At 43.1% G+C, this 25,295-nt stretch carries 17 protein-coding genes; 9 read left to right on the plus strand and 8 right to left on the minus strand.

What is annotated here, in order from left to right; translation table 11 throughout:
• Positions 1–26 precede the first annotated feature (26 nt).
• Both ACQEXU_RS01625 and ACQEXU_RS01630 read right to left on the minus strand, forming a co-directional pair.
• Complete coding sequence (locus ACQEXU_RS01625) at positions 27–641, minus strand: OmpA family protein (RefSeq protein WP_367986604.1); 615 nt, start codon at positions 639–641, stop codon at positions 27–29.
• Between the two features lie 2 nt (positions 642–643).
• On the minus strand, positions 644–1,957 hold the full coding sequence (locus ACQEXU_RS01630) for a TolC family outer membrane protein (RefSeq protein WP_427009401.1): 1,314 nt from the start codon (positions 1,955–1,957) through the stop codon (positions 644–646).
• 285 nt (positions 1,958–2,242) lie between these two features.
• Between ACQEXU_RS01630 and ACQEXU_RS01635 the strand changes: the two genes are divergently transcribed.
• From ACQEXU_RS01635 to nspC, 4 genes are all read left to right on the plus strand, one after another.
• Entirely contained in the window at positions 2,243–6,472 is a 4,230-nt protein-coding gene (locus ACQEXU_RS01635; RefSeq protein ID WP_427009402.1) for a VCBS domain-containing protein, read from the plus strand.
• A gap of 511 nt (positions 6,473–6,983) precedes the next feature.
• A complete protein-coding gene (locus tag ACQEXU_RS01640) occupies positions 6,984–9,863 on the plus strand; it encodes a pyridoxal phosphate-dependent class III aminotransferase (RefSeq protein WP_427009403.1) in 2,880 nt (959 codons plus the stop codon).
• A gap of 15 nt (positions 9,864–9,878) precedes the next feature.
• Complete coding sequence (locus tag ACQEXU_RS01645; protein ID WP_427009404.1) at positions 9,879–11,132, plus strand: carboxynorspermidine synthase; 1,254 nt, start codon at positions 9,879–9,881, stop codon at positions 11,130–11,132.
• Positions 11,133–11,331: 199 nt separating this feature from the next.
• Positions 11,332–12,471, plus strand: a complete 1,140-nt coding sequence (nspC, locus tag ACQEXU_RS01650; protein WP_427009405.1) for a carboxynorspermidine decarboxylase — start codon at positions 11,332–11,334, stop codon at positions 12,469–12,471.
• 59 nt (positions 12,472–12,530) lie between these two features.
• Here nspC and ACQEXU_RS01655 read toward each other — a convergent pair whose 3' ends face one another.
• Together ACQEXU_RS01655 and ACQEXU_RS01660 are read right to left on the minus strand one after the other, a co-directional pair.
• Positions 12,531–13,043, minus strand: coding sequence for a glycine cleavage system protein R (locus ACQEXU_RS01655; protein WP_367986593.1), 513 nt, complete (start codon positions 13,041–13,043; stop codon positions 12,531–12,533).
• 195 nt (positions 13,044–13,238) lie between these two features.
• Entirely contained in the window at positions 13,239–14,135 is an 897-nt protein-coding gene (locus tag ACQEXU_RS01660) for a DUF3943 domain-containing protein (RefSeq protein WP_367986592.1), read from the minus strand.
• A 298-nt stretch (positions 14,136–14,433) separates the two neighbouring features.
• On the opposite strand from ACQEXU_RS01660, the gene ACQEXU_RS01665 reads away from it, so the two are divergent.
• A complete protein-coding gene (locus tag ACQEXU_RS01665; RefSeq protein ID WP_427009406.1) occupies positions 14,434–15,675 on the plus strand; it encodes a CinA family nicotinamide mononucleotide deamidase-related protein in 1,242 nt (413 codons plus the stop codon).
• Between the two features lie 248 nt (positions 15,676–15,923).
• Entirely contained in the window at positions 15,924–16,178 is a 255-nt protein-coding gene (locus ACQEXU_RS01670; RefSeq protein WP_367986591.1) for a hypothetical protein, read from the plus strand.
• Positions 16,179–16,216: 38 nt separating this feature from the next.
• Here ACQEXU_RS01670 and yfaE read toward each other — a convergent pair whose 3' ends face one another.
• From yfaE to ubiG, 4 genes are all read right to left on the minus strand, one after another.
• Positions 16,217–16,495, minus strand: a complete 279-nt coding sequence (gene yfaE / locus ACQEXU_RS01675; protein WP_367986590.1) for a class I ribonucleotide reductase maintenance protein YfaE — start codon at positions 16,493–16,495, stop codon at positions 16,217–16,219.
• Positions 16,495–17,628, minus strand: coding sequence for a class Ia ribonucleoside-diphosphate reductase subunit beta (gene nrdB, locus ACQEXU_RS01680; RefSeq protein ID WP_427009407.1), 1,134 nt, complete (start codon positions 17,626–17,628; stop codon positions 16,495–16,497). The genes yfaE and nrdB overlap by 1 nt, the downstream gene beginning before the upstream one ends.
• 63 nt (positions 17,629–17,691) lie before the next feature.
• A complete protein-coding gene (gene nrdA / locus ACQEXU_RS01685; RefSeq protein WP_427009408.1) occupies positions 17,692–19,974 on the minus strand; it encodes a class 1a ribonucleoside-diphosphate reductase subunit alpha in 2,283 nt (760 codons plus the stop codon).
• Between the two features lie 456 nt (positions 19,975–20,430).
• Complete coding sequence (gene ubiG, locus ACQEXU_RS01690) at positions 20,431–21,138, minus strand: bifunctional 2-polyprenyl-6-hydroxyphenol methylase/3-demethylubiquinol 3-O-methyltransferase UbiG (RefSeq protein WP_367986586.1); 708 nt, start codon at positions 21,136–21,138, stop codon at positions 20,431–20,433.
• Between the two features lie 287 nt (positions 21,139–21,425).
• On the opposite strand from ubiG, the gene gyrA reads away from it, so the two are divergent.
• The 3 genes from gyrA to ACQEXU_RS01705 all read left to right on the plus strand — a co-directional run bounded on the left by gyrA (position 21,426) and on the right by ACQEXU_RS01705 (position 25,148).
• Positions 21,426–24,056, plus strand: a complete 2,631-nt coding sequence (gyrA, locus tag ACQEXU_RS01695) for a DNA topoisomerase (ATP-hydrolyzing) subunit A (protein ID WP_427009409.1) — start codon at positions 21,426–21,428, stop codon at positions 24,054–24,056.
• Positions 24,057–24,189: 133 nt separating this feature from the next.
• A complete protein-coding gene (locus tag ACQEXU_RS01700) occupies positions 24,190–24,819 on the plus strand; it encodes a LysE family translocator (protein WP_427009410.1) in 630 nt (209 codons plus the stop codon).
• A 68-nt stretch (positions 24,820–24,887) separates the two neighbouring features.
• Positions 24,888–25,148: a hypothetical protein gene (locus ACQEXU_RS01705; protein WP_367986583.1), complete on the plus strand. Its 261-nt coding sequence runs from the start codon at positions 24,888–24,890 to the stop codon at positions 25,146–25,148.
• The last annotated feature ends 147 nt before the right edge of the window (positions 25,149–25,295 follow it).

The raw sequence follows: 25,295 nt of genomic DNA on the forward strand, positions 1-25,295 counted from the left end.
ATGGGAGCGCTTTTACATTCGACGACTTATTTTTCAATTTTGGAGAAAATAGTCCACTCATCAATAACCCTTTCAGTTAAACCAACAACCGTCGCAGTTACTTTTCTATTAACGGCATGAGAAGCAGGATCATCACCCTCTGCTTCTAATCGTGTTTCTCCATAACCTACAATACGAACACGTTTAGGGTCGACACCGTAATCGAGAAGCAGCGTTTCGACTGCATGGGCTCTACGTTTGGAAAGCGCCAAGTTATATTCTGGAGAGCCGACTTTGCTGGCAAACCCCTGAATTTCAATCGATGCGGATGTATATTGTTCAAGAAAATCTGCCATTGTTGCAATTTGTTCAGTGAAGACAGGGTTAATTTCATCTGAGTCGTGGGAGAACAGAATACGCAGCTGTCGCTCATCTTCTTCTCTAACTGTTTCACCACAACCCTCATTGTCCACTTGCGCACCTTGTGGTGTTGCAGGACATATATCACGAGCATTAACCACACCATCTCGATCATCATCTTGCAAATCCGCAATCTGATCTGCAGCTGGGGTATCGATGTAAGTGTACTCTTCCTCTGCATTGGCTGTTGCCAGTAGGAGAGAGCAAAGAGTACAAGTGGTGACAAAAAAGGCATTAGTCATAATTAGTACTCCATTGGTCTTGTCCATTCTTCAGGTATATCGACAAGGAGTGCATCCAGTAACCCTCCTGTCGCGTTCATTACGCGGTATTTTGCATACTGTTCAGCGTAATGTGCATCTAAATAGTCTTTCCGTGCTTCAAACAATTCATTTTCGGTGTTGAGTAAGTCCAGTAAGGTACGCTGGCCAATTTGGTATTGCTTTTCGTAAGCAATCACTGTGTCTGATGCGGCATCAACATGGTCAGCAAGGAAGTTTTTCTGTTGTAGAGTTAGGTCGAGAGCACTCCACGACAGGCGCAAGCTTTCTTCAACTTGACGGTACGCGTTTTCCCTTAAATCTTTTGCACGATTCAGTTGGTATGCAGAACGCTCAGATAAGGCACTATCACTTCCACCATTGTACAAGTTGTATCGCATGCGCAGCATCGCAAGGGTTTCTTCACGAGTACCCTCATCACCGGCGGCGTCGTTACGCCATGTCTGACTGGCTTCAATTGAGAAGGTTGGGTAGTAGTTACCTTTCGACTGTTTATATTGGAAGCGGGCTGAATCAACATCGGCTTTTGCAATTTTAATAACAGGGTGATTATCGAATGCATCATCAAGCGCATCTGTTAATGATAGAGGAATCTTTGAAGCATCAGCGCGAGGATAGATCAGGCCAATGGGCTCTTGACCCACAAGACGTCGGAATTGGGTATGGGTGTCAACTAGGTTATTTTGTGCTGCAAGCAAGTTACCATGAGCTTTGGCAACACGAGCTTCAACTTGCGTCAAGTCTGCTGTTGAACCTATTCCTGAATCGGCTCTGCGTTTTATATCTCTGTAAATATCTTTATGAACGGCAAGGTTACTCTCCGAGAGGGCCAGTACTTCGGTTGCTTTCACGGCATCTAAATAAACCTCTGTGACTTGTAATGCGATGTCAGAAGCATCTGCGAGGATTTGAAGGCGGATGGATTCGGCATCCGCGGCAGTACGGTCCATGTCGTTCAACGTTGCTGAACCATCCCATATCAGTTGAGTCAGCGTTATTGACGCCTCTTTACGGGTTAAATCAGTATTTTCTCGTCCGCTTGAACTTACTGGGTCAATACCCTCGTAACCTATACCTGCATCTAAATCTAAGCTGGGTAGGTATGCACCGCTTGCGGCATCATGTTGTTTAACGACGCTGGCATATTCATTAAAGATGCCTTTGATTTCAGGGTTAGTCGCCAAAGTGATCGCGACGGCTTGTTCGAGTGTTTGAGCCTGAGTATGTAGGCTGAAGGCCACCGAACAGCTTAGCAATATGGATGATTTCCAGTTCACTGTTCTTCCCTCGTTCGTTTATGGATTTGAGTCGGTCAGCGTGTAATGAAATGACCATGCATTCTTGTTATTTAATGGAAGCTTAGATTACTTGAGAGATATTTGAGAATTTAATCACGCGATATAATAGAAAAGATTATTGACTTTGCATTTATTTCGTTTGGACTTTCTTATTATCGAGTTGAATGTCGGTATTTGCTGCCCTAGTTTTACAAGTAGGATAGGTGGTGAAGCTGTGTCTGTTTGTCTGTGAAGATGCGACTCACCTTAATAGGGACAGACGCTATGAATACTGCAACTCTCGCTCCATTCGTGCTTGCGAACACGACGATTGTGATTGATACGAACGGACAAATTCGTCCATTGCTGCCTGGCGAAATTCCGGGACCGGGAGAGGTCATTGTTACTGTAGGGCGTGGAGCTACTGCGGCAACAGAGTCTTCAACAGAAGGGGCTTCTTTTCCTGATATAAGCGCTGAATTTGTGCAGGATGGAGGTACAGGTTTACCGTTGGATCTCGACAGTGAAATTGCGTCGATCATTGAACAAATTGAAGAAGGGGTCGACCCGACTCAAAATGAAGACTTCGCAACAGCCGCTGGTGGACAAAATGGTTCAAGCTTGACTGGTTCAGGCGATATTGACCGAACTGGGGCTGAAACTCAGGCCGAGACCTTCTTCGATACGTCAGGTCTGGAATCTCAAGGATTGTCTGAAACTCAAAGTTTGGCACTCATCGATGTTGTTGAAGAAAGTTTGGTTAGCTCGCAAGCAGTTATTATTGGTGACGATAACGTTGCAGTATTTGAAACTGACGAACCTGTTGTTGTTGAAGGCACGCTTATCGCAACGGATACCGATGATCCTACCTTTATCCCGCAAACAGACACTCCCGGAACCAATGGTCTGTTTTCGATTGATGAATTTGGTAACTGGACTTTTGTCGCAAACAGCGCATTCGATGAATTGAATGTTGGTGATGCTTTAAGTGAAGATTTTGAAGTGACCGCCAGCGATGGAACCGTTAGTACGGTGACTGTCACTATTAATGGTACCAATGACTTACCAGAATTCAGTCCTAACGATGGTGACCAGTATTCCTTTAGCTATGAGGAAGGTACAGCAGAAGGTGTCACTGTAGGGCAGGTATCTGCGACTGACCCAGACAATGAAGTATTAGCTTTCAGCATTAGCAGCAATATTACCGATGGTGAAGGTAATGATCTTTACCAAATTGATCCGGTAACAGGAGAGATCAGCTTAACCGCTGAAGGTGCAGCTGCATTTACAAACGACTTTGAAGTACTAAATAATGCTCACAACTTAGTGGTAACTGTTATTGAAGTTGATGGACTGGGAACCCCTCAGTCGGTTGATGTTGACGTTGTATTGAATGAATTAAATATAGACGACAATGCCCCAATCTTTAACGACACTAATGGTGATGGAGACTACGTCTTTAGCTACGATGAAAACTCCTCTGATGCTTACGTGATAGGTACCGTTTCTGCAACCGATGCGGATGGTGAAGACGTCACCTACAGCATTAAAACCAACGTTTATGATGCGAGCAATAACCCCCTCTTTGAAATCGATGAACTGACTGGTGAAATCAGTCTGACAGAAGATGGTGTAGCTGCATTTAGCAACGATTACGAAACACTGGCGAATACTCATAACCTAGTCGTGACCGCGACTGAAGTGGATGGGTTAGGTGAGGTTAAAACCAGCGATGTTGATGTGATCCTTAATGAACAGAACCTTGACGACAATGGCCCAATCTTTAACGACACCAACGGTGATGGAGACTACGTCTTCAATTATGACGAAAACTCCACTGATGCTTACGTAATAGGTACTGTCTCAGCAACCGATGCAGATGGAGAAGATGTCACCTACAGCATTAAAACCAACGTTTATGATGTTGATAACAAACCATTATTTGAAATTGATGAGCTGACCGGCGAAATCAGCCTGACAGAAGATGGTGTAGCTGCATTCAGCAACGATTACGAAACGCTGGCGAATACTCATAACTTAGTCGTGACCGCAACCGAAGTGGACGGATTAGGTGAGGTTAAAACCACCGATGTTGATGTGATCCTTAATGAACAGAACCTTGACGATAATGGCCCAATCTTTAACGACACTAATGGTGATGGAGACTACGTCTTCAACTACGATGAAAACTCCTCTGATGCTTATGTGATAGGTACTGTCTCAGCAACCGATGCGGATGGTGAAGACGTCACCTACAGCATTAAAACCAATGTGTTTGATGCTGATGATAATCCATTGTTTGAAATCGATGAGCTGACTGGTGAAATCAGTCTGACAGAAGATGGTGTAGCTGCATTCAGCAACGATTACGAAACACTGGCGAATACCCATAACCTAGTCGTGACCGCGACCGAAGTGGATGGGTTTGGTGAGGTTAAAACCAGCGATGTTGATGTGATCCTTAACGAACAGAACCTAGACGACAATGGCCCAATCTTTAACGACACCAACGGTGATGGAGACTACGTCTTCAACTACGATGAAAACTCCTCTGATGCTTACGTGATAGGTACCGTTTCAGCAACCGATGCGGATGGTGAAAACGTCACCTACAGCATTAAAACCAATGTTTATGATGCGAGCAATAACCCCCTCTTTGAAATCGATGAACTGACCGGTGAAATCAGTCTGACAGAAGATGGCGTAGCTGCATTCAGTAATGATTACGAAACACTGGCGAATACTCATAACCTAGTCGTGACCGCGACTGAAGTGGATGGGTTAGGTGAGGTTAAAACCAGCGATGTTGATGTGATCCTTAATGAACAGAACCTCGACGATAATGCACCAGTGTTTGACCCAAATGATGGCGATCAGTATGCATTTACCTATGAAGAAAATAATACTTCTGATCACATTATAGGAACGGTGTCTGCAACCGATGCTGATGGTGAAGACGTTACGTATAGCATCAAAACTAATATTAAAGATGGTGATGGTAACGATCTGTTTGCTATTAACAGCACAACTGGCGCAATCACGTTAACAACATTTGGTGCCTTAGCTTTCACGAACAATTATGAAGCGTTGGCAAATGTTCACACCTTAGTTGTGACAGCGACAGAGGTTGATGGTTTTGGTATTCAGAAATTTACTGATATCAATGTTGAGCTTAGTGAGCTCAATGTCAATGAACTGCCTATGGCTGAAGACTTTTTGGTTGATGCGGGAAGTGAAGCCATTGTACCCATTGTGTTCGACTCGGATATAGAGAGTGAAGACCATATTTCAGATGAGGATGATGACTTCACGGGAACTCAAGTCAATATCATGCTTACCTCATTACCTCAATATGGTGTGCTTTTATACACCGATGATATGGGCGTGACTAGAGAGTTAACTGAAGCGGATTTACATGTCGTTGGAGAAGCCATTGATGCCAACAAGCTATTGGATCCGAACAATATTGTTTATGTTCCCGGTGCCGGTGACCCATTTGAGTTGGGGTATAGCGGCGATCCTAACGATGTTGTTGTTGGTGAAGATGGCTTCTATAACTGGGGTGACTATGTAAGTGACTCAGAACGGCTTATTACACTAGACAATGGCAATACTATCACTATTACACTCGTAGATAATAATGACAAACCTTTGACACAGTACGATGGCCAGCAACCCCATGTCGGCTTTGGTATTGGCGATAGTGATGGTCAGGGAATGAATAAAGAAGAACGCTTGATTATTGATTTATCTAATAATCCGCTTGAGGTTGTGACGTTTGGCTTAGATGGTATGGGAGCTGAGTTTAACGCAAACAGTGATGTCTATATTGAGGTTACGTTTACTTTAGCTGATGGTTCGACTCACACCGAGCAGTATCAAAAAGATCCTGGTGATACTGGTCATGACCAGATTCTTTATGAGTTCACTTACTCTTCGCCAGACAACCCTATAGTATCGATGGAAATGTCATCAACGGGTGGGAATTGGGAACTACGGTATATTACAGGTACTCAGGATATTACTGAAGATGTGACCTTTGATTACCTCGCTGTTGATTCTGAACTCGCTTTAAGTGAGGAAGCTACGGTCACTATTGATGTATCAGAATCACCAGCATATCAAGTGTTGTCAGCTGCGAATGGTGATGCATTGAACTCCGAACTAGGTAATGAAGTGATGGTTGGTGATGACAATGCAAACGTCTTCAGTTGGTTGGACGACACTTTAGATAGTGGTACTGACATCATCAAAGACTTTGTCCTCGATGAAGATATTATCGATTTAGATGATGTGCTTGATGATACAGATAGCCTTGATGTTGATGAGCTGATCACCAATATGGATGTGGAAATTGTTGATGACGATCTTGCGCTTATCATTGAGCATGAAGATGGCGAGCAAACCATAATCTTGGAAGATGGTGCCAATATATTAGGGGATTATATAGCGCCAGATAACACCTTTGACTCAGTAGAGTTGTTGTCACAAATCATAAAGAACGATGCAGCATAGGAGTAACTTGAGGCCGTTCAGTTGAATGGCCTCTTTTTTAATTTGCATCAACATTCTGGACTCGCATCACTAAAAATCCTTTGCAATTTTAATGATTATTATGTTATTTTCGCGCGCAATCTCGGATGTGAGCCCATAAAGTGGCGCTCTGGGGGATACGCGTATAAATATTCGGGCTGAGTAATTATACGTAGGGTAGGTATCGGCAAGTCCTTTTGTCGATAGACGGGATACTTAATGTCGTGGAATCGGCATGTGAATGGGAAACCCAACATTGAACTCATTTAACAAACACACATTAATCAGCTTCATACTTCCAAAATGCCCTGTTCTGCAAAACAGTTGCATCACTGAACCTTGAATTCCTGAAATAGAATTAACCATCTATAACTGATGGTCGTTTTCTCGTACCCGTAATTTACGCTACGAGGGATTAAGTGTATCTGCACGTCATATCTTAACTACAAGAGATAAGCGTGTTGTATGTATTGATTGTTTCAAGGGGCATAATATGAGCACCGCCTTTGAAGTCGATAACAACGCTATCGCAAATGTTTTCTCCACTCAAATCCCTGTTGTGGATGGAGTATATGATTTAACGCCAGATCAGGTTTTACTGGATCAGGCAGAGCATGAGTCAGAAGTACGTTCGTACCCAAGACGATTACCCATTGCAATTAAGCAAGCCTACGGCGCACTAGTTGAAGATACTCGTGGGCAGGTTTTCTTAGACTGTCTTGCTGGTGCAGGCACATTAGCTTTGGGTTACAACCATCCAGAGATCAACCAAGCATTAAAAGAGCAGTTGGATTCTGGTTTGCCTTATCAAACGCTTGATATTACAACCAACGCAAAAGATAAATTCATTAAGCAGGTTAAAGCGTTTTTACCGCAAGATTTTGCCCAAAATTCGGCAATACAATTTTGTGGACCGTCAGGGGCAGATGCTGTGGAAGCGGCGATCAAGCTTGCAAAACAAACCACCGGTCGCAATACCATGTTTGCTTTCCGTGGTGCGTATCATGGTATGACCAATGGCACCATGGGTATGATGGGCAATTTAGGCACAAAAGCTCGTCGTACAGGGCTTATGTCTGATGTTCACTTCATGCCATTCCCATACAACCTTCGTTGCCCATTTGGTTTAGGTGGTGATGAAGGGGCAAAAGCCAGTATTCGTTATATCGATCGCCTTTTGAACGACGATGAAGCGGGAATTATGAAACCCGCGGCTATTGTCGTAGAGCCTGTACAAGGTGAAGGTGGCGTGATTCCTGCTCCTGCATTCTGGTTACGTGAATTACGACGTATTTGTGATGAACACGGTATCTTACTGATTTTCGATGAAATTCAGTGTGGCGTTGGTAAATCAGGTTACCGATTTGCGTTTGAAGAATCTGGCATTAATCCAGATATACTTTGTTTGTCTAAAGCCATTGGTGGTGGTCTACCAATGTCGATTCTGGTGTTTAATAAATCGATAGATACTTGGAAGGCGGGTGAACACACCGGGACCTTCCGTGGTAATCAATTGGCGATGGTCTCTGGTGCAAAGGCATTGGAAATTATCGAGCGTGATCACCTTGTCGACCATGCCAATGTTGCAGGTCAATACCTTCGTCATGGATTGGAAAAAATTCAACAGCGCGTGAACTGCATTGCAGAAGTTCGTGGTAAAGGCTTAATGCTAGGTGTTGAGATAAAAAATCCAAATGGTGATAAAAACAAGTTTGGAGAGCCGCTTGCCGATGGTGAAATGACGCTACGAATCCAGCGTGCGGCACTTGAGCGCGGGCTAATGGTTGAGAAAGGAGGCAGAGAGGGATCTGTGATCCGTTTTTTGCCTCCACTGATCATTTCATTCGAACAAATTGACTTTGCACTGCGTGTGATGGAAGAGGCGATTTTGATTGCTGGTGGAAGTTTAGTTGAGCCTCTACCTAACTCAGAGTGGAAAAAACATTTTGTTCACACTGGTGAAGATGGTGCGAATGAGTTTGCTTCTGTAATGAACCACACCACAGTGGCGATGAAACAGTTATTTGAAATGGTGGATAAACCATATTCAGGTATGGATCCTAAGCTTCTTGAAGCTCAGATAAATGCGGCGAATCTAGATGCCTCGACAACTAGCCTCAAAGAGGTGATTGACGGTACGACCGAGCTTGTGGCGAAAAATGCCATTTTCACCCAACACCCAAATTGTATTGCTCACCTTCATACACCACCTCTGATGCCTGCAATTGCAGCAGAAGCAATGATTGCAGCATTGAACCAATCAATGGACTCATGGGATCAAGCCTCTTCAGCAACCTATGTTGAACAAAAGGTGGTGAATTGGTTGTGCGATAAGTATCAACTTGGTGAAAAGGCAGACGGCATTTTTACCAGTGGCGGTACTCAGAGCAACCAAATGGGCCTGATGCTCGCAAGAGATTGGATTGCTGATAAGTTGAGTGGTCATTCTATCCAGAAGCTAGGTTTACCTGAGTATGCAGACAAACTGCGTATTGTATGTTCTGAGAATGCACATTTTACCGTTCAAAAATCAGCATCGTGGATGGGGTTGGGTGAGAAAGCCGTACTGACGGTTACTGCTAATCCTGACGGTACGATGGATGCTTCGCAACTTGATGCGGTAGTCGCTGATGCAAAAGCGCAAGGTTTGATTCCATTTGCCGTTGTTGGTACTGCGGGCACCACGGATCATGGCGCAATTGATGACCTTACTACCATTGCGAATGTTGCTGAAAAGCACCAGTTGTGGATGCATGTAGACGGTGCCTATGGCGGCGCACTCATTCTCAGTAAGCAAAAATCTCGTTTAGCAGGAATAGAGCGTGCCGATTCTGTCAGCGTTGATTTTCATAAGTTGTTTTACCAAACAATCAGTTGTGGTGCTGTGCTGGTTAAAGACAAGGCGAACTTTAAATTCTTACTTCACCACGCAGAATATCTAAATCGCGAGCACGATGAGCTGCCTAATTTGGTGGACAAATCAATCGCAACCACCAAACGCTTTGACGCATTAAAAGTCTTTATGACGATGCAAAGTGTAGGTCCGACAGCGCTCGGAGAGATGTACGATCATCTGCTTGTTCAAACACAGGACGTAGCGGAGCTTGTACGTAACCACCAAAGCTTTGAGTTGTTAGCCGAACCTTCACTTTCAACCGTACTGTTCCGCACTACATTCAACGGTCAAGATCTGGATAAGTTGAATCAGCAAGTCCGTATTGAAGCCTTGGTGCGCGGTATTGCTGTGCTTGGTGAAACAACCGTCGATGGGAAATCGGCGCTGAAATTTACGATCTTAAATCCATGTCTGGCTCTGTCAGACTTTGAAAAACTTTTAAATGATATCAACCAGCTAGCAGTTGAGCTGGCGTAATAAGGGTAGGGAATAATGGCAATTCTTCAAATTGGTGCAGGTGGTGTTGGTTGGGTTGTTGCGCATAAAGCAGCACAGAACAATGACGTATTGGGTGATATCACCATTGCGTCACGTACGGTTGGAAAATGTGAAAAGATCATTGAATCGATTCAAAAGAAAAACAACCTGAAAGACCCATCTAAGAAGCTAGAATCTCGTGCTGTTAACGCTGACGATGTTGATGCACTGGTTGCTCTTATTAAAGATGTTCAGCCTGACTTGGTTATTAATGCAGGCCCTCCTTGGGTTAACATGACCATTATGGAAGCATGTTACCAAGCGAAAGTTTCATACTTAGATACATCCGTCGCTGTTGACCTGTGTTCTGAAGGTCAGCAAGTACCGCAAGCTTATGATTGGCAATGGGGTTACCGTGAGAAGTTTAAAGAAGCGGGCATTACAGGTATTTTAGGTGCTGGTTTCGATCCAGGCGTAGTATCCGTATTCGCAGCGTATGCGGTGAAACACTTGTTCGATGAAATTGATACCATCGACGTAATGGACGTTAACGCAGGTGACCATGGTAAGAAGTTCGCGACTAACTTTGATCCTGAAACCAACATGCTGGAAATTCAAGGCGACTCGTTCTACTGGGAAAACGAAGAGTGGAAACAAGTACCTTGTCATTCCCGCATGCTAGAGTTTGATTTCCCGAACTGTGGGTCACACAAAGTGTACTCAATGGCGCACGATGAAGTTCGTTCAATGCAAGAATTCATCCCAGCCAAACGCATTGAATTCTGGATGGGTTTTGGTGACCGTTACCTTAACTACTTCAACGTAATGCGTGATATCGGTCTATTAAGCCCAGACCCGCTTACTCTGCACGACGGTACAGTGGTACAACCGCTACACGTACTAAAAGCACTATTGCCAGATCCAACATCACTAGCACCGGGCTACACGGGTTTAACGTGTATCGGTACTTGGGTGCAAGGCAAGAAAGATGGCAAAGAGCGTAGTGTGTTTATCTACAATAATGCGGATCACGAAGTTGCATACGAAGATGTTGAGCACCAAGCGATCTCTTACACGACAGGTGTACCAGCGATCACAGCTGCGCTTCAGTTCTTCCGTGGTGAATGGGCAGATAAAGGTGTGTTCAACATGGAGCAGCTAAACCCAGACCCATTCCTAGAAACTATGCCTAGCATTGGTCTAGATTGGCATGTTCAGGAGCTTGAAGCGGGTCAAGGATTACCATTGATCCACGAGCTTAATAAATAAGAACTGGCCTTTGGTCTGATTACTTATTAAAGGGGACAAGGACTGTTCCCTTTTTAGCGATTGCTACCTTAAGGTGTTGGTATCATTTAGTTTGATTTTGTAACTCACTGCGTTCGGACAGGACAAAATTAAACTAAATCACACCAATCAACTAATTTTCCTTATCCATCTGTTAGATGCTGCTTGAGTGCGTATAGAAATGACATTTAAGAAAGAAGAACTTAAAACCCCATACTTTATGATCAACGAAGATAAGTTGATTGAGAACCTAGAGAAAGCGAAGCAGCTCAAAGAGATTTCTGGCGTTAAGCTAGTGCTTGCGCTGAAGTGTTTCTCGACGTGGGGTGTGTTTGACATCATTAAGCCTTACTTAGACGGCACGACAAGTTCAGGCCCGTTTGAAGTAAAACTTGGCTATGAAACATTCGGTGGTGAAACCCACGCATACAGTGTGGGCTACAGCGAAGATGACGTACGCGAAGTGGCGGATATCTGTGACAAAATGATTTTCAACTCGCAGTCACAGCTAGCGGCTTACCGCCATATCGTTGAAGGCAAAGCGTCTATCGGTCTTCGCCTTAACCCGGGTGTAAGCTACGCGGGTCAAGACTTGGCAAACCCTGCACGTCAGTTTTCTCGTTTAGGCGTTCAAGCCGATCATATCAAACCAGAAATCTTCGATGGTATTGATGGTGTGATGTTCCACATGAACTGCGAGAACAAAGATGTGGATGCGTTTATCGGTCTATTGGATTCGATCTCTGAACAGTTTGGTGAATACCTAGATAAGTTGGATTGGGTCAGTATGGGAGGCGGTGTGTTCTTCACATGGCCTGGTTATGGCGTCGAAAAACTAGGGCTAACGCTGAAATCGTTCTCTGAAAAGCATGGGGTACAAATGTACCTAGAGCCGGGTGAAGCCATCATTACTAAGACTACGGATCTTGTAGTTACTGTGGTTGATATTGTTGAAAACGTGAAGAAGACTGCGATTGTGGATTCGGCAACCGAAGCGCACCGCTTGGATACTCTGATTTATAACGAGCCAGCGTCGATTTTTGAAGCATCAGAAAACGGCGAGCACGAATATGTCATTGGTTCATGCTCTTGTTTGGCTGGCGATCAATTCTGTGTGGCGAACTTTGACCAACCACTAGAGATTGGTCAGCGTCTGCATATTCTAGATAGTGCAGGTTACACCATGGTAAAGCTTAATTGGTTTAATGGCCTTCGTATGCCGTCGGTGTATTGTGAGCGCTCAAATGGCGATATCCAAAAACTGAATGAGTTTGACTATTCAGACTTTAAACGCTCACTGTCTCAGTGGACTATCAAATAATTGGATTAACATACAAAAAGAGCAGCCTATTGGCTGCTCTTTGTTTATCTTTTGTTTAATTAAGCTTCGAGCATTACTCGCGTATCTTCACTCAAAGACTCTAGTTCATTTGCTACATCTTGAATATCGACTTCGCTTGGCAATTTAATGGCCATGTTTGCGGTGAATAGGCTAGAGCTAACGCCACCACCACCGGCGATGAAAACTCGCTGACAGTCCATATCAAGAATACTAATGCCTTGGCCATCTAAGACGTGAGTGATTTCATTCACAATCCCAGCTCGGTCATTGGAGTCAAGACGAAGTTGATAAATTGTATCTTCGTGGTGCCCATGAAGATCAGAATCGACAAACTGCACGAGAAGTTCAGGTTGATTACGAAAGGCCTCTTTTACCGTTTCTTCATTGTCTTGGGGGAGTTCAATCTTGATAACGGCCGCGACTTGATCTTCAATAAAGTTCACTTTACTGATTAACCATTTCCCGTCGTTTTCATGAGTTGTGGCAGCAAGTTGCTTAATGGTGGCTGGCGTCGCTTTACCGACGAAATTGACGATAAAAGTGCTGTTCATAGCAGGCCTCCTGAATTGTAGGGACTTATTTTTATTAAGTTTCTGGTTTCAGTGTAGAAGTTGAGTGGTTATAAGATTTGATACAGGTCAATTTTTTAACCTAATTAGTAAGCCAATTATTGAATATTAAACCTTGGACACAAAAAAAGCGGCTTAGCCGCTTTTTTGTATTCTAAAGAAGACAAATTACTTTGATTAAAAAGCAATTTTTAGTTCTACACCATAGAACTGAGAATCGTAGCTTGCGCCAGCATCCATGGCAAATTGAGCGGCATCTTGATTACCAAACCAAGGTTTGCTGCTGAACTGGAAGTCTGCACTGCCACCCCAAGAGTCAGTCACCCAACCATGAATATGGCCAACTGGGTTTAAGAAAAATAATGTTACATCACCCATTGTTTCTGAGCCCCAAACTTCACCGCCTGTCGAAACGATGTTTTGCTCAGCTTCAAACATCAATTCACCCACGACCGCACCGAAAAACGGCGTGATGAAGATATCTTGCCATGAAGGAACTTCTGCGAATGCTTCTACGCCATACTCCCAGAAGAATGTCGACATGGTTGCAGAGTAAACGAAAGATTCAAACTCATTGAATCCAGCGTGACGAGCAGCAGTGTAGTACACACCGCCAAAATATGGGTGCATGATGTAGTTTAGAAAGTGCTCATCGCGATCCCATACTGGGCCTTCAGAAACATTATCTTTCCACTTACTACCAAGTTTACTTAAGTCACGGGACTCTTCATCCCATTTGGTGATTGATTCAGGCAATAGCGTCATCAAACCTACTGTAGCAACACTTAACCCCAAAATCGTGTAGGTTTGCCCCATAAGATAATCCCAATCTTTCCCATCCTGAACTTGCAGGTATTTAGGTAAAGATGGCTCTTCTAATTTTAAATCACCTTCAGTTAAACCCAAGATATAACTTGGTTGAGCCTCATACTGATATGAGTGATTGTAAATCTCGAAAGTATCTGGTTGATCTACCGTGTATGAAAATTCGATATGTTGGTTGGAATCAAATGTACTTGCATTAGCGCAGGTTGAAACAGACAACATCAGGGCAGCGATGTGTTTTTTATACACGGAAAACTCCACAATCTTATAGTTTTAATGATCAGGTTCACAATTATCATACAAAGCCAAAAGAATGGAAACCGGAAAATTGATGAAAAATGAAATATGTACCGTGAACTTTGTTTAAGATAGTTTTAACAATGTATATAACAGAAGTAATAAACCGAGTTTTGAGTGATAATTTTTGGGTATAAGAATGAGCCTATACAAGGCTTCGCTCAATCTTTTTAAACCAGCATACTTACTGCATGTTGGCGGAAGTTAGGTATATAATCTTGGTCTAAATAAGTATAAAAAGGAAACAATGATGTTGAAGATCGCAATGCTTAGTACAGGAGAAGAAGTTCTCCATGGAGATATTTTAGATACCAATGCTGCATGGTTGTCTGAGCGTTTCTTTGTTCACGGTTTCTCGCTTATTAAACGTTCTACGGTTGGCGATGCAATGGCATCGTTAATGGAAGAGCTGTTAATGCTTAGTTTCAATACCGATGTTGTGATTGTTAATGGCGGTCTTGGGCCGACAAGTGATGATCTCAGTGCAGAAGCTGCCGCAAACGTTGCGGAGCAGGAGCTTGTGGTCTTTCCCGAATGGCGCGACAGATTAGAAGCGTTTTTCGCTCAGCGCGGTGTCACCATGCCGGAAAGCAATATAAAACAAGCAACCTTACCGAAGTCGTGCCAGATTTTAGATAACCCAATAGGCACAGCGTGTGGGTTCAAGATGCACATCAATGATTGTTTGTTCTATTTTACGCCGGGCGTGCCAAAAGAATTTAAGCGCATGGTCGATGAACAAATCTTGCCAGATTTAAAAAATTTATTTCCACATGTAACTGGCGAGGAGTGTAGTCGTCTCTATACTTTTGGCACATCAGAGTCTGCATTGTCGGATAAGTTAGATAAAGTTGAACTACCGGCGGGTTATACTCTTGGCTATCGCTCTTACCTCCCATTCATTGAAGTAAAGCTGTTCGGTCCTGTGAACGATGTTGAAAATCGATCTAAGTTAATGCAGCTCCTATTTAATTTAATTGAAACACACGTCGTGAGTGTTGATGAGCCGATGTTAGCTCACCTTGGTAGTTTGATTGAACATAGAAAACAATCACTGGCGATCACCGAACAGTCGACATTCGGTTGGTTATCAAATTGGTTACATGAAGATGATCATGTTGCGACATACTGTGGCCATGGCTGGGTATTGGGGCACCGAGTGCAACTAGGCAATGAAGAAAGTGATCATCTGGCTGCAACCTTTGCGCTTGCCGGCGCCACTCGTGAAAAGTGTGCGACTGATCTGGCTCTGGTGACAGGGAAAGTAGTGGAAGATACGTTTACTGTAGCACTAGCAGCTCCAGAAGGTGAGTGGGGACAAAAGCTACAATTTAATCGAACGTATTCGAAAAAAGAACAGAGGTTAGTGATTTCAACAGTCGCAGCGGATATGTTGCGTCGTTACCTTTCATCAAAGCCCATTTTTGTGCGTTACAGTTCTTTAAAATCAGAAAAAGAAATGTTTGTGCCGCAAAGTGTTATTGGATCATAGTGTTAGAAAGCGGTATATGAAAAGCGAGCGGGTGTCAAATGACACCCGCTTTGCGTTTGACAATAAGTGAATGAATATGCTCTATATTACCAATTGGGTTTCATATGTTTTTTTTATGACAATTTGGTCTAAGTGCTAAACGAATGATTTTTAATGGAAGGCTAAAATGTCTTCACTTTGCGACGTGCATTTAATACAAATCTGCTTAAACTGAGAGTTCATCAGTGGTTCTATTGTGAGGAGCGGGCATGTTTCATCAGTCAAAGATTCAAGTTCAGTATCAAGTGTCAAGTCAAAAAGTTGTTTTGGGAGAGGCACTTAGTAGCGAGTTTTTTGATGTGATTTCAATGTGGCGTCGTGCGCCAGAACTTGGCTCCCGCATGAGTAATCAAGGCTATCGATTATCGTTATTCGATGATGATGGACGAGAGATCGCGGCCAAACCCGTATCAATGTTGACTGCAGACGAGTTTCTATCAGGTATTAAAAAGGCCAGCACATAGTCTGGCCTTCGTTATTATTGGTTTCTTATAGTGCATAACTATGCACGTTTTTCCTTAAGCTTATAGATGACGTCATCTAACTCGATGTCGGTCTTTGCTTTGCATATACAAGGAAGAATTTCTTGGCCTTGAGTGTAAGCCATTGCAAAACCAACGTATTCAACTTCACCTGAAATAAGGGTGCAGCGACAAGCGCCACAGTGACCATCGCGGCAATTATATTCAGGTTGGACTCCCGCACTCTCTAAGGTTTCTAAGATAGTATTAGACGGGTTTGATTCGATAGTCGTAATACGATTGATTTTGATTGTTGGCATTACAGTTCGAAGTCCTTAAAGTCATCTACTTTGACATCACTTTCAATTTGGCCAACCAAGTAAGAAGAAATTTCAGCTTCTTGAGGGGCTACTTGAACATTGTCAGATGATAACCATGAGTTTATCCAAGGAATAGGGTTTGATGTTGCGTCAGGATAAGCGACACCTAAGCCTACAGCTTGCATACGAATGTTTGTAATGTATTCAACGTATTGGCATAAAATGTCTTTGTTTAGGCCAATCATTGAACCATCTTTGAATAGGTATTCTGCCCATTCTTTTTCTTGTTCAGCCGCTGCTTTAAACAGGTCGAAACACTCTTGTTTACACTCTTCAGCAACTTGCATGAATGAGAAGTCATCTTGACCGTTACGCAGTAAGTTAATCATGTGCTGCGTGCCTGTTAGGTGAAGCGCTTCGTCACGTGCAATAAGCTTGATGATCTTCGCATTACCTTCCATCAACTCACGCTCTGCAAACGCAAAAGAGCAAGCGAAACTGACATAAAAACGAATCGCTTCTAGTGCGTTAACGGACATTAAGCAAAGGTATAGCTTTTTCTTTAGGTCATGAAGCTTGATAGAGACTTCTTCACCATTGATATGGTGAGTACCTTCACCGTAGCGATGGTAATCGTTCGTTAGCTTAATCAGATCATCGTAATAGTGAGAAATGTCTTCTGCACGTTTTAAGATGTGTTCATTCTCTACGATATCATCAAAGACGATACCTGGATCATTCACGATATTACGGATGATGTGAGTGTATGAGCGTGAGTGGATTGTCTCTGAGAAAGACCATGTCTCAATCCATGTTTCAACTTCAGGCAGAGAAACGAGTGGTAGTAGCGCTACGTTTGGGCTACGACCTTGAATTGAATCCAGTAGTGTTTGGTATTTTAAGTTAGAGATGAAAATGTGTTTTTCGTGATCAGGTAACTTGTTGTAGTCGATACGGTCGCTAGATACATCTACTTCTTCCGGACGCCAGAAAAAAGAAAGTTGCTTCTCAATAAGTTTTTCGAAGATCTCGAATTTCTGTTGGTCGTAACGTGCAACGTTGACTGATTGACCAAGAAACATTGGTTCTTTTAGTTGGTCATTTTTATTTCTGTTAAAAGTACTGTAAGCCATGGTGCCTCAATTCCTTTAAAGCCTCCCTAATGTGGGAGGCTGTCATTCTGTTAAGCTTGGTGATTAGATCTTACAACCGCCGCCTGCACAATCATCGTCTTGTGCTTGTACTGCGTCTTTTTGATCGTCTTTCGCGCCGTCACGAGTGTTATGGTAATAAAGCGTTTTTACACCAAACTTATAGGCGGTCAGAAGATCTTGCAGCAGTTTCTTCATCGGTACTTTACCGGTTTCGAAACGGCTAGGGTCGTAGTTGGTATTGGCAGAGATAGCTTGGTCGACAAACTTCTGCATGATGCCAACAAGGTGCAAATAACCGTTGTTAGACCCAATATCCCAAAGTAGCTCGTAGTTGTCTTTCAACTCAGTAAAGTCCGGTACAACCTGCTTCAGAATACCATCTTTTGATGCCTTCACAGATACGTAACCACGTGGTGGTTCAATGCCGTTTGTCGCGTTTGAAATCTGAGAAGAAGTTTCAGAAGGCATTAGCGCAGTTAATGTTGAGTTGCGCAGACCATGTTCCATGATATCTTGACGTAGGCCATCCCAATCATAATGAAGTTCTTCTTCACAAATTAGATCGATATCCTTTTTGTAAGTATCGATAGGTAATAGGCCTTTCGCATAGTTAGTTTCATCAAACGATGGGCATTTACCTTGTTCTTTCGCAAGTTCAACAGATGCTTTCAATAAGTAGTACTGGATGGCTTCAAACGTACGGTGGGTTAGGCCATTTGCACTACCATCGGAATACTTCACACCATTTTTCGCTAAGTAGTAAGCGAAGTTAATCACACCAACCCCAAGCGTACGACGGTTCATGGACGATTTGTATGCAGCTGGCAGTGGGTAGTCTTGGTAATCAAGCAGTGCATCCAGTGCCCGAACCACAAGCTCAGAAAGTTCTTCAAAGTCATCTAGAGACTTAATGACACCCAAGTTAAATGCAGACAGTGTACACAATGCAATTTCGCCTGAATCGTCTTCAACGTTCGTTAGAGGCTTAGTCGGCAATGCGATTTCCAAACATAGGTTTGACTGACGAACTGGTGCAACTTCTGAATCGAATGGGCTGTGCGTGTTACAGTGGTCCACATTCTGAATGTAGATACGACCTGTTGATGCACGTTCTTGCATCAACAATGTGAACATTTCAACAGCTTTAACCGTCTCTTTCTTAATAGACGGATCGTTTTCGTATTTCACGTATAGACGTTCGAATTCTTCTTGGTTTTCGAAGAATGCGTCGTACAGACCCGGAACATCTGATGGTGAGAATAGTGTGATGTTGCCACCTTCAACTAAACGTTGGTACATCAGTTTGTTCAACTGCACACCGTAGTCCATGTGACGTACACGGTTCTCTTCAACACCACGGTTGTTCTTAAGAACTAAGAGTGAACGAGCTTCACCGTGCCATAGTGGGTAGAACACAGTAGCTGCACCACCACGCACACCGCCTTGAGAACAGCATTTAACCGCTGTTTGGAAGTATTTGTAGAAAGGAATACAGCCAGTGTGGAATGCTTCACCACCACGGATTTCAGAACCTAGTGCACGAATACGACCCGCGTTGATACCAATACCCGCACGTTGAGAAACGTAACGTACAATTGAGCTTGCTGTCGCATTAATAGAGTCAAGGCTGTCACCACACTCGATCAGCACACATGAGCTGAACTGACGAGTAGGGGTACGTACACCAGACATGATTGGTGTTGGTAGCGAAATCTTAAATGTAGATGTCGCATCATAGAAACGCTTGATGTAGCTAAGGCGCGTTTCTTTCGGGTAATTTGCAAACAGGCACGCTGAAACGAGGATGTACAGGAACTGAGCACTTTCGTAGATTTCACCCGATACGCGGTTTTGAACAAAGTACTTACCTTCTAACTGCTTTACTGCCGCGTAAGAGAAGTCTAAGTCGCGCTTGTGGTCGATGTACGCATCAAGCTCGTCCAATTCTGCTTTTGTATAGTCTTCGAGAATATGCTTGTCGTATTTACCCATGTCTACCAAACGCGCTACGTGATCATAAAGCGTTGGTGGCTCATATTGGCCATAGGCTTTTTTACGTAGGTGGAAGACAGCAAGGCGAGCAGCAAGATATTGGTAATCAGGCGTCTCTTCTGAGATCAGATCCGCAGCAGATTTAATGATGGTTTCATGAATATCTGTTGTGGTGATGCCATCGTAGAACTGAATGTGAGCACGTAGTTCAACTTGAGAAACGGACACGTTATCTAGGCCTTCTGCGGCCCAAGTGATTACGCGATGAAGTTTCTCCAGATCAATACTTTCTTTTCGTCCATCACGCTTAGTGACGGTTAGTTGTTGGTTCATTCTGCTTCATTTCCCTAACAAAACTGATGAAAGCCGTGTTTTTGTGTAATTCTTGTAAATTAGATAGCGGCTTTGTGATCAAAATCTATCTTTATATTGTAGTGCAAACACAACATATAGGGGTGATTTGGTTTTCGGGTTACAAGATAGTGCTATGAGAGTAGTTTTTCAAGGAACAGATCTTGGAAGACTTGTGGATAACTAACAAAATTAAAAAAAACAGTAAGTATCTACTAACTTAAGATCTACGGTGGTATTTAGCAGCAGAAAAGCGTTCCTTTTAGATCGGTTTTTTCTTAACCATAAACAAAAAAAAATTTCTTGATCTTTAGGGAAAATTGGTAGTGATGATCGAGCTGATTATTTTGGAATCAAAGCCTCGAAATTGTGATTCAAATAACTAAAAAAGGCGGCCACTTTGTGCTACCGCCTTCGATTGAATTGCATATATTGAGATCAGAATTTTTGTGTATGGACAATGTAATTTACATCGACATTCCGACCAAGTTTATACGTGTCATTCAATGGGTTGTAGTGCAACCCTGTGATACCTTGCTCAATAAGATCAGTTTGATCGATCATTTTGATCAATTCTGAAGGGCGAATAAATTTTTCATGGTCATGTGTACCTTCAGGAACAATCTTCAATAGCTTTTCTGCGCCAACAATTGCGAACAGATATGATTTAAAATTTCGGTTTAGCGTTGAGAAGAAAACATGACCTTCAGGTTTTACTAGCTGAGCACATGAACGAATGACAGAGAGTGGGTCAGGAACGTGCTCCAACATTTCCATACAGGTAACCACATCGTATTTACCCGCATTTTCTTTAGCGTGCTCTTCAATGGTGCTTTGTATGTATTCGAGCTTAGTGCCGGTTTCTAAAGCATGGAGGCGAGCAACTTCTAATGGCTCTTTGCCCATGTCTAATCCGGTTACAGTGGCGCCTTCCTTTGCCATGCTTTCTGCCAAGATGCCACCACCACAACCTACGTCTAGTACTGTCTTACCAAATAAGCCATCTGCTTTTTGTAAAACGTAACCCAGCCGCAATGGGTTAATTTGGTGAAGGGGCTTGAACTCGCCTTCTAAATCCCACCAACGTGAGGCCATATCTTCAAATTTTTTAATTTCGTTTGGGTCTACGTTTTGTGTATTTGTCATAACGTCTTCTGATAGTTAGTGCTTCCCTGAATCGGAGTTCGCATTATAGCGTCTGGGTTGGCTCATACCATAGGTTGTTAGATTTTTATTATGCATTGGTGCAAATATAACCAATAATCAGCAAGATAAGATCAAAGTGTGCATTTTCTCGTCATTTGATTCACAACCAAGCTCACAACCTGATAAAAGGAGAGGGAAAGTAATGCCGAACTGGCGAATTGTGTGTTATATTTTTGCACCTTAAACGTATTGTACATACGATCTACAGATAGAGGGATAATGGCTCTATGAGCGATCTAGCTAAAGAGATCACGCCCGTAAACATTGAAGATGAGCTACGAGGTTCATACCTAGACTATGCGATGTCCGTCATCGTTGGTCGTGCTCTTCCAGATGTGCGTGATGGCCTAAAACCAGTACATCGACGCGTTCTTTTCGCGATGAACGTACTAGGCAACGATTGGAACAAACCATATAAAAAATCTGCTCGTGTTGTCGGCGACGTAATCGGTAAATATCACCCACATGGTGATAGTGCTGTATACGACACAATTGTACGTATGGCTCAGCCGTTCTCATTACGTTACATGCTAGTCGATGGTCAAGGTAACTTTGGCTCGATCGATGGCGATTCCGCAGCGGCAATGCGTTATACCGAAGTTCGCATGGCAAAAATTGCCCATGAACTTTTGGCAGATCTAGATAAAGAAACTGTGGATTACGTACCTAACTATGATGGTACGGAACAAATCCCAGCAGTTCTTCCTACAAAAATTCCTAACCTATTGGTTAACGGTGCTTCTGGTATCGCAGTAGGTATGGCAACCAACATTCCACCTCATAACCTAACTGAGGTGATTGATGGCTGTCTTGCATACATCAATAATGAAGAGATCACTATTGATGAGCTAATGGACTACATTCCTGGTCCTGACTTCCCGACGGCAGCACTAATCAGTGGCCGTAAAGGCATCGTAGACGCGTACAAAACTGGCCGCGGCAAAATCTACATGCGCTCTAAAGCGGAAGTAGAAACAGACAAGAATGGTAAAGAAACCATTATTGTTACTGAGATTCCTTACCAAGTTAACAAAGCACGTCTGATCGAAAAGATTGCTGAACTGGTTAAAGATAAGAAAGTAGAAGGCATCAGTGCACTACGTGATGAGTCTGATAAAGACGGTATGCGTATTGTTATTGAATGTAAGCGTGATGCAGTAGGTGAAGTGGTTCTAAACAACCTATACGCACAAACTCAGCTGCAAACGACTTTCGGCATCAACATGGTTGCACTGAACAATGGTCAGCCTCAGCTATTCAACCTAAAAGATATGTTGAAGTGCTTCGTTGATCACCGCCGTGAAGTTGTTACACGTCGTACTATCTTCGAACTTAAGAAAGCACGTGATCGCGCTCATATCCTTGAAGCTCTTGCTCTTGCTCTTGCGAACATCGATGAAATCATCGAACTGATTCGTAATGCAGCAACACCTGCTGAAGCAAAAGCTGGTTTAGTTGCTCGTGGCTGGGATCTTGGTAACGTTGCTGCAATGCTTGAAAGTGCAGGTACTGATGCTGCTCGCCCAGATTGGCTAGAAGAGCAATACGGTATCCGTGATGGTCAATACTTCCTAACGGAAACTCAAGCGCAAGCAATTCTTGATCTACGCCTACACAAACTGACAGGCCTAGAGCATGAGAAGATCTTAGACGAATACAAAGCGCTGTTAGACGAAATTAAAGAGCTGATGCATATTCTTGCAAGCACAGAGCGTCTAATGGAAGTGATTCGTGAAGAGTTAGAATCTGTTCGTGATGCATTTGGTGATGTTCGCCGCACTGAAATCACTGCAGCGAGCCATGACATCGACATGGAAGAGCTGATTGCACGTGAAGACGTAGTTGTGACTCTTTCTCACGAAGGTTACGTTAAGTACCAAATCCTAAGCGATTACGAAGCACAGCGTCGTGGTGGTAAAGGTAAGAGTGCAACTAAGATGAAAGAAGAGGATTACATCGAGCGCTTGCTTGTTGCGAATACTCACGACAACATCTTATGTTTCTCTACACGTGGTAAGACTTACCGCCTGAAAGTGTATCAATTACCATTAGCGAGCCGTACTGCTCGTGGTAAGCCAATCGTGAATATTCTTCCACTTGAAGAAGGTGAGCGTATTACTGCGATCCTACCTGTGGATGAATTCTCTGAAGATAAATTCATCTTTATGGCGACGGGCGATGGTACTGTTAAGAAAACGCCACTTAACCAGTTTGCGAATGTTCGTTCAAACGGTCTGATTGCAGTTAACCTACGTGATGATGATTCTCTCATCGGCGTTGATATTACTAACGGCGAAAGCGACATCATGCTGTTCTCGAAAGCGGGTAAAGTGGTTCGCTTTAGTGAAGATAAAGTTCGTGCGATGGGTCGTACCGCTGCTGGTGTACGCGGTATGAAACTGGCGGATGAAGACCAAGTGGTATCATTGATTGTACCTTCAAACGAAGGTGACATTCTGACAGTGACACAAAACGGTTACGGTAAACGTACTGAACTTGCTGAATACCCAACAAAAGGTCGTGCGACTCAGGGCGTTGTGTCTATCAAGGTTTCTGAGCGTAATGGTCCTGTTGTTGGCGCGGTACAAGTAGAAGAAGGCGACGAGATGATGATGATCACCGACGCTGGTACTCTGGTTCGTACCCGTGTGGCTGAAGTAAGTCAAGTGGGTCGTAATACTCAAGGTGTCACGTTAATTCGTACCGCTGAAGACGAGAACGTTGTTGGTTTACAACGAATCGATGAAGTTGAAGAAGTAGAATTACCAGAAGGTGAAGAAGGCGAGGAAGTTGCAGCAGCAACAACTGATGCTGAAACTTCCTCTGAAGGTTCAGATGATGTGACATCTGAAGAATAATCTTCTTAGCTAGTCATAAAAACCGAGCGAAATGCTCGGTTTTTTTATGCTTTAAGAAAAAAATGTTTACATAATGTTGGAAATTTGTTCAATTAAAGATTCGTGAAATCATAGTGTTAATGGAGGAACACTAATGAGTGTAGATACTTGGATTCTTTATTTTTTAGCTGTCTTAATCTTAACAGCGTCACCAGGCCCTAGCTCCTTATTGTGTATGACAAAAGGGGTGACGCAGGGGATGCGCAGTGGTACCTATACGGCGTTAGGGAGCTTAACAGCAATTACCATCATTCTTAGCCTTTCATTTACTGGCTTAGGGGTCGTGATTGCTTCTTCTGAATTGGTCTTCAATATCATCAAATATACGGGAGCTGCATACCTAATTTATTTGGGGGCAAAAGCGATTTTCTCTAAAGAGGAGCAATATGAACTGTCAAAGCAAGGAGAAGTTCAGGAGAAAAACGCTTTAGAGCACTATGTCAGTGGCTTTATTGTTGGTGCGAGTAACCCCAAAGCCATCTTGTTTTTTACAGCACTTTTCCCTCAGTTCATTTCACCGACGGAACCTATGTTCCAACAGTATCTGATTTTTGCTAGCACCTTCATGGTGATGGAGTTAAGTTGGTTGTTACTCTACGCTTCTCTTGGCGCGAAGTCATCAAACTGGATCCTAGCAAAAGGCCGAGCTAAGTTATTTAATCGCTTATCTGGTAGCGTTTTTGTGAGTGCGGGCGCTTTACTGTCGACGACGTCTCGGACTTAAGATGAAAACTTATATAAATTGAGGTTATCGTTTTTGCTAATTGATTAAGTGGATTTAAGGAGGGCGTTATGGGCATGGACACACCTATGGCAATATCCAATTATCTTGCAGGTTTGCTAGCAATGCTTTTTATTTATCCATTTGTTCTTGTTGGTATTTCTATTGCTATTTATTCTGAGCAGCGACGTAAAGTGGTGATAAGTCGAGTGAACCTGATTTGTGGAATACTCACGCTGTTATTGTTTGTTTTCCACATGCAAACAGAAGTCTATTATGGCAAAGAACTGCTTGATGCTTATTACCTTAATAATTCTGACAAAAATTCCTGATTCAAAGCCCGGCTATTACCGGGCTTTTTCTATTTCTCAAGTTAGAACAGTTGCGTAGATTGTTTATATCCGACAAACGTCTGACGTCAATATTTTGCCTATAATACAATGGCTTACTTTTCAAGTGATTTTATAAAAAAATGCGTG

This window comes from Vibrio sp. TRT 21S02 (genome assembly GCF_050113675.1).
Lineage (GTDB): Bacteria > Pseudomonadota > Gammaproteobacteria > Enterobacterales > Vibrionaceae > Vibrio.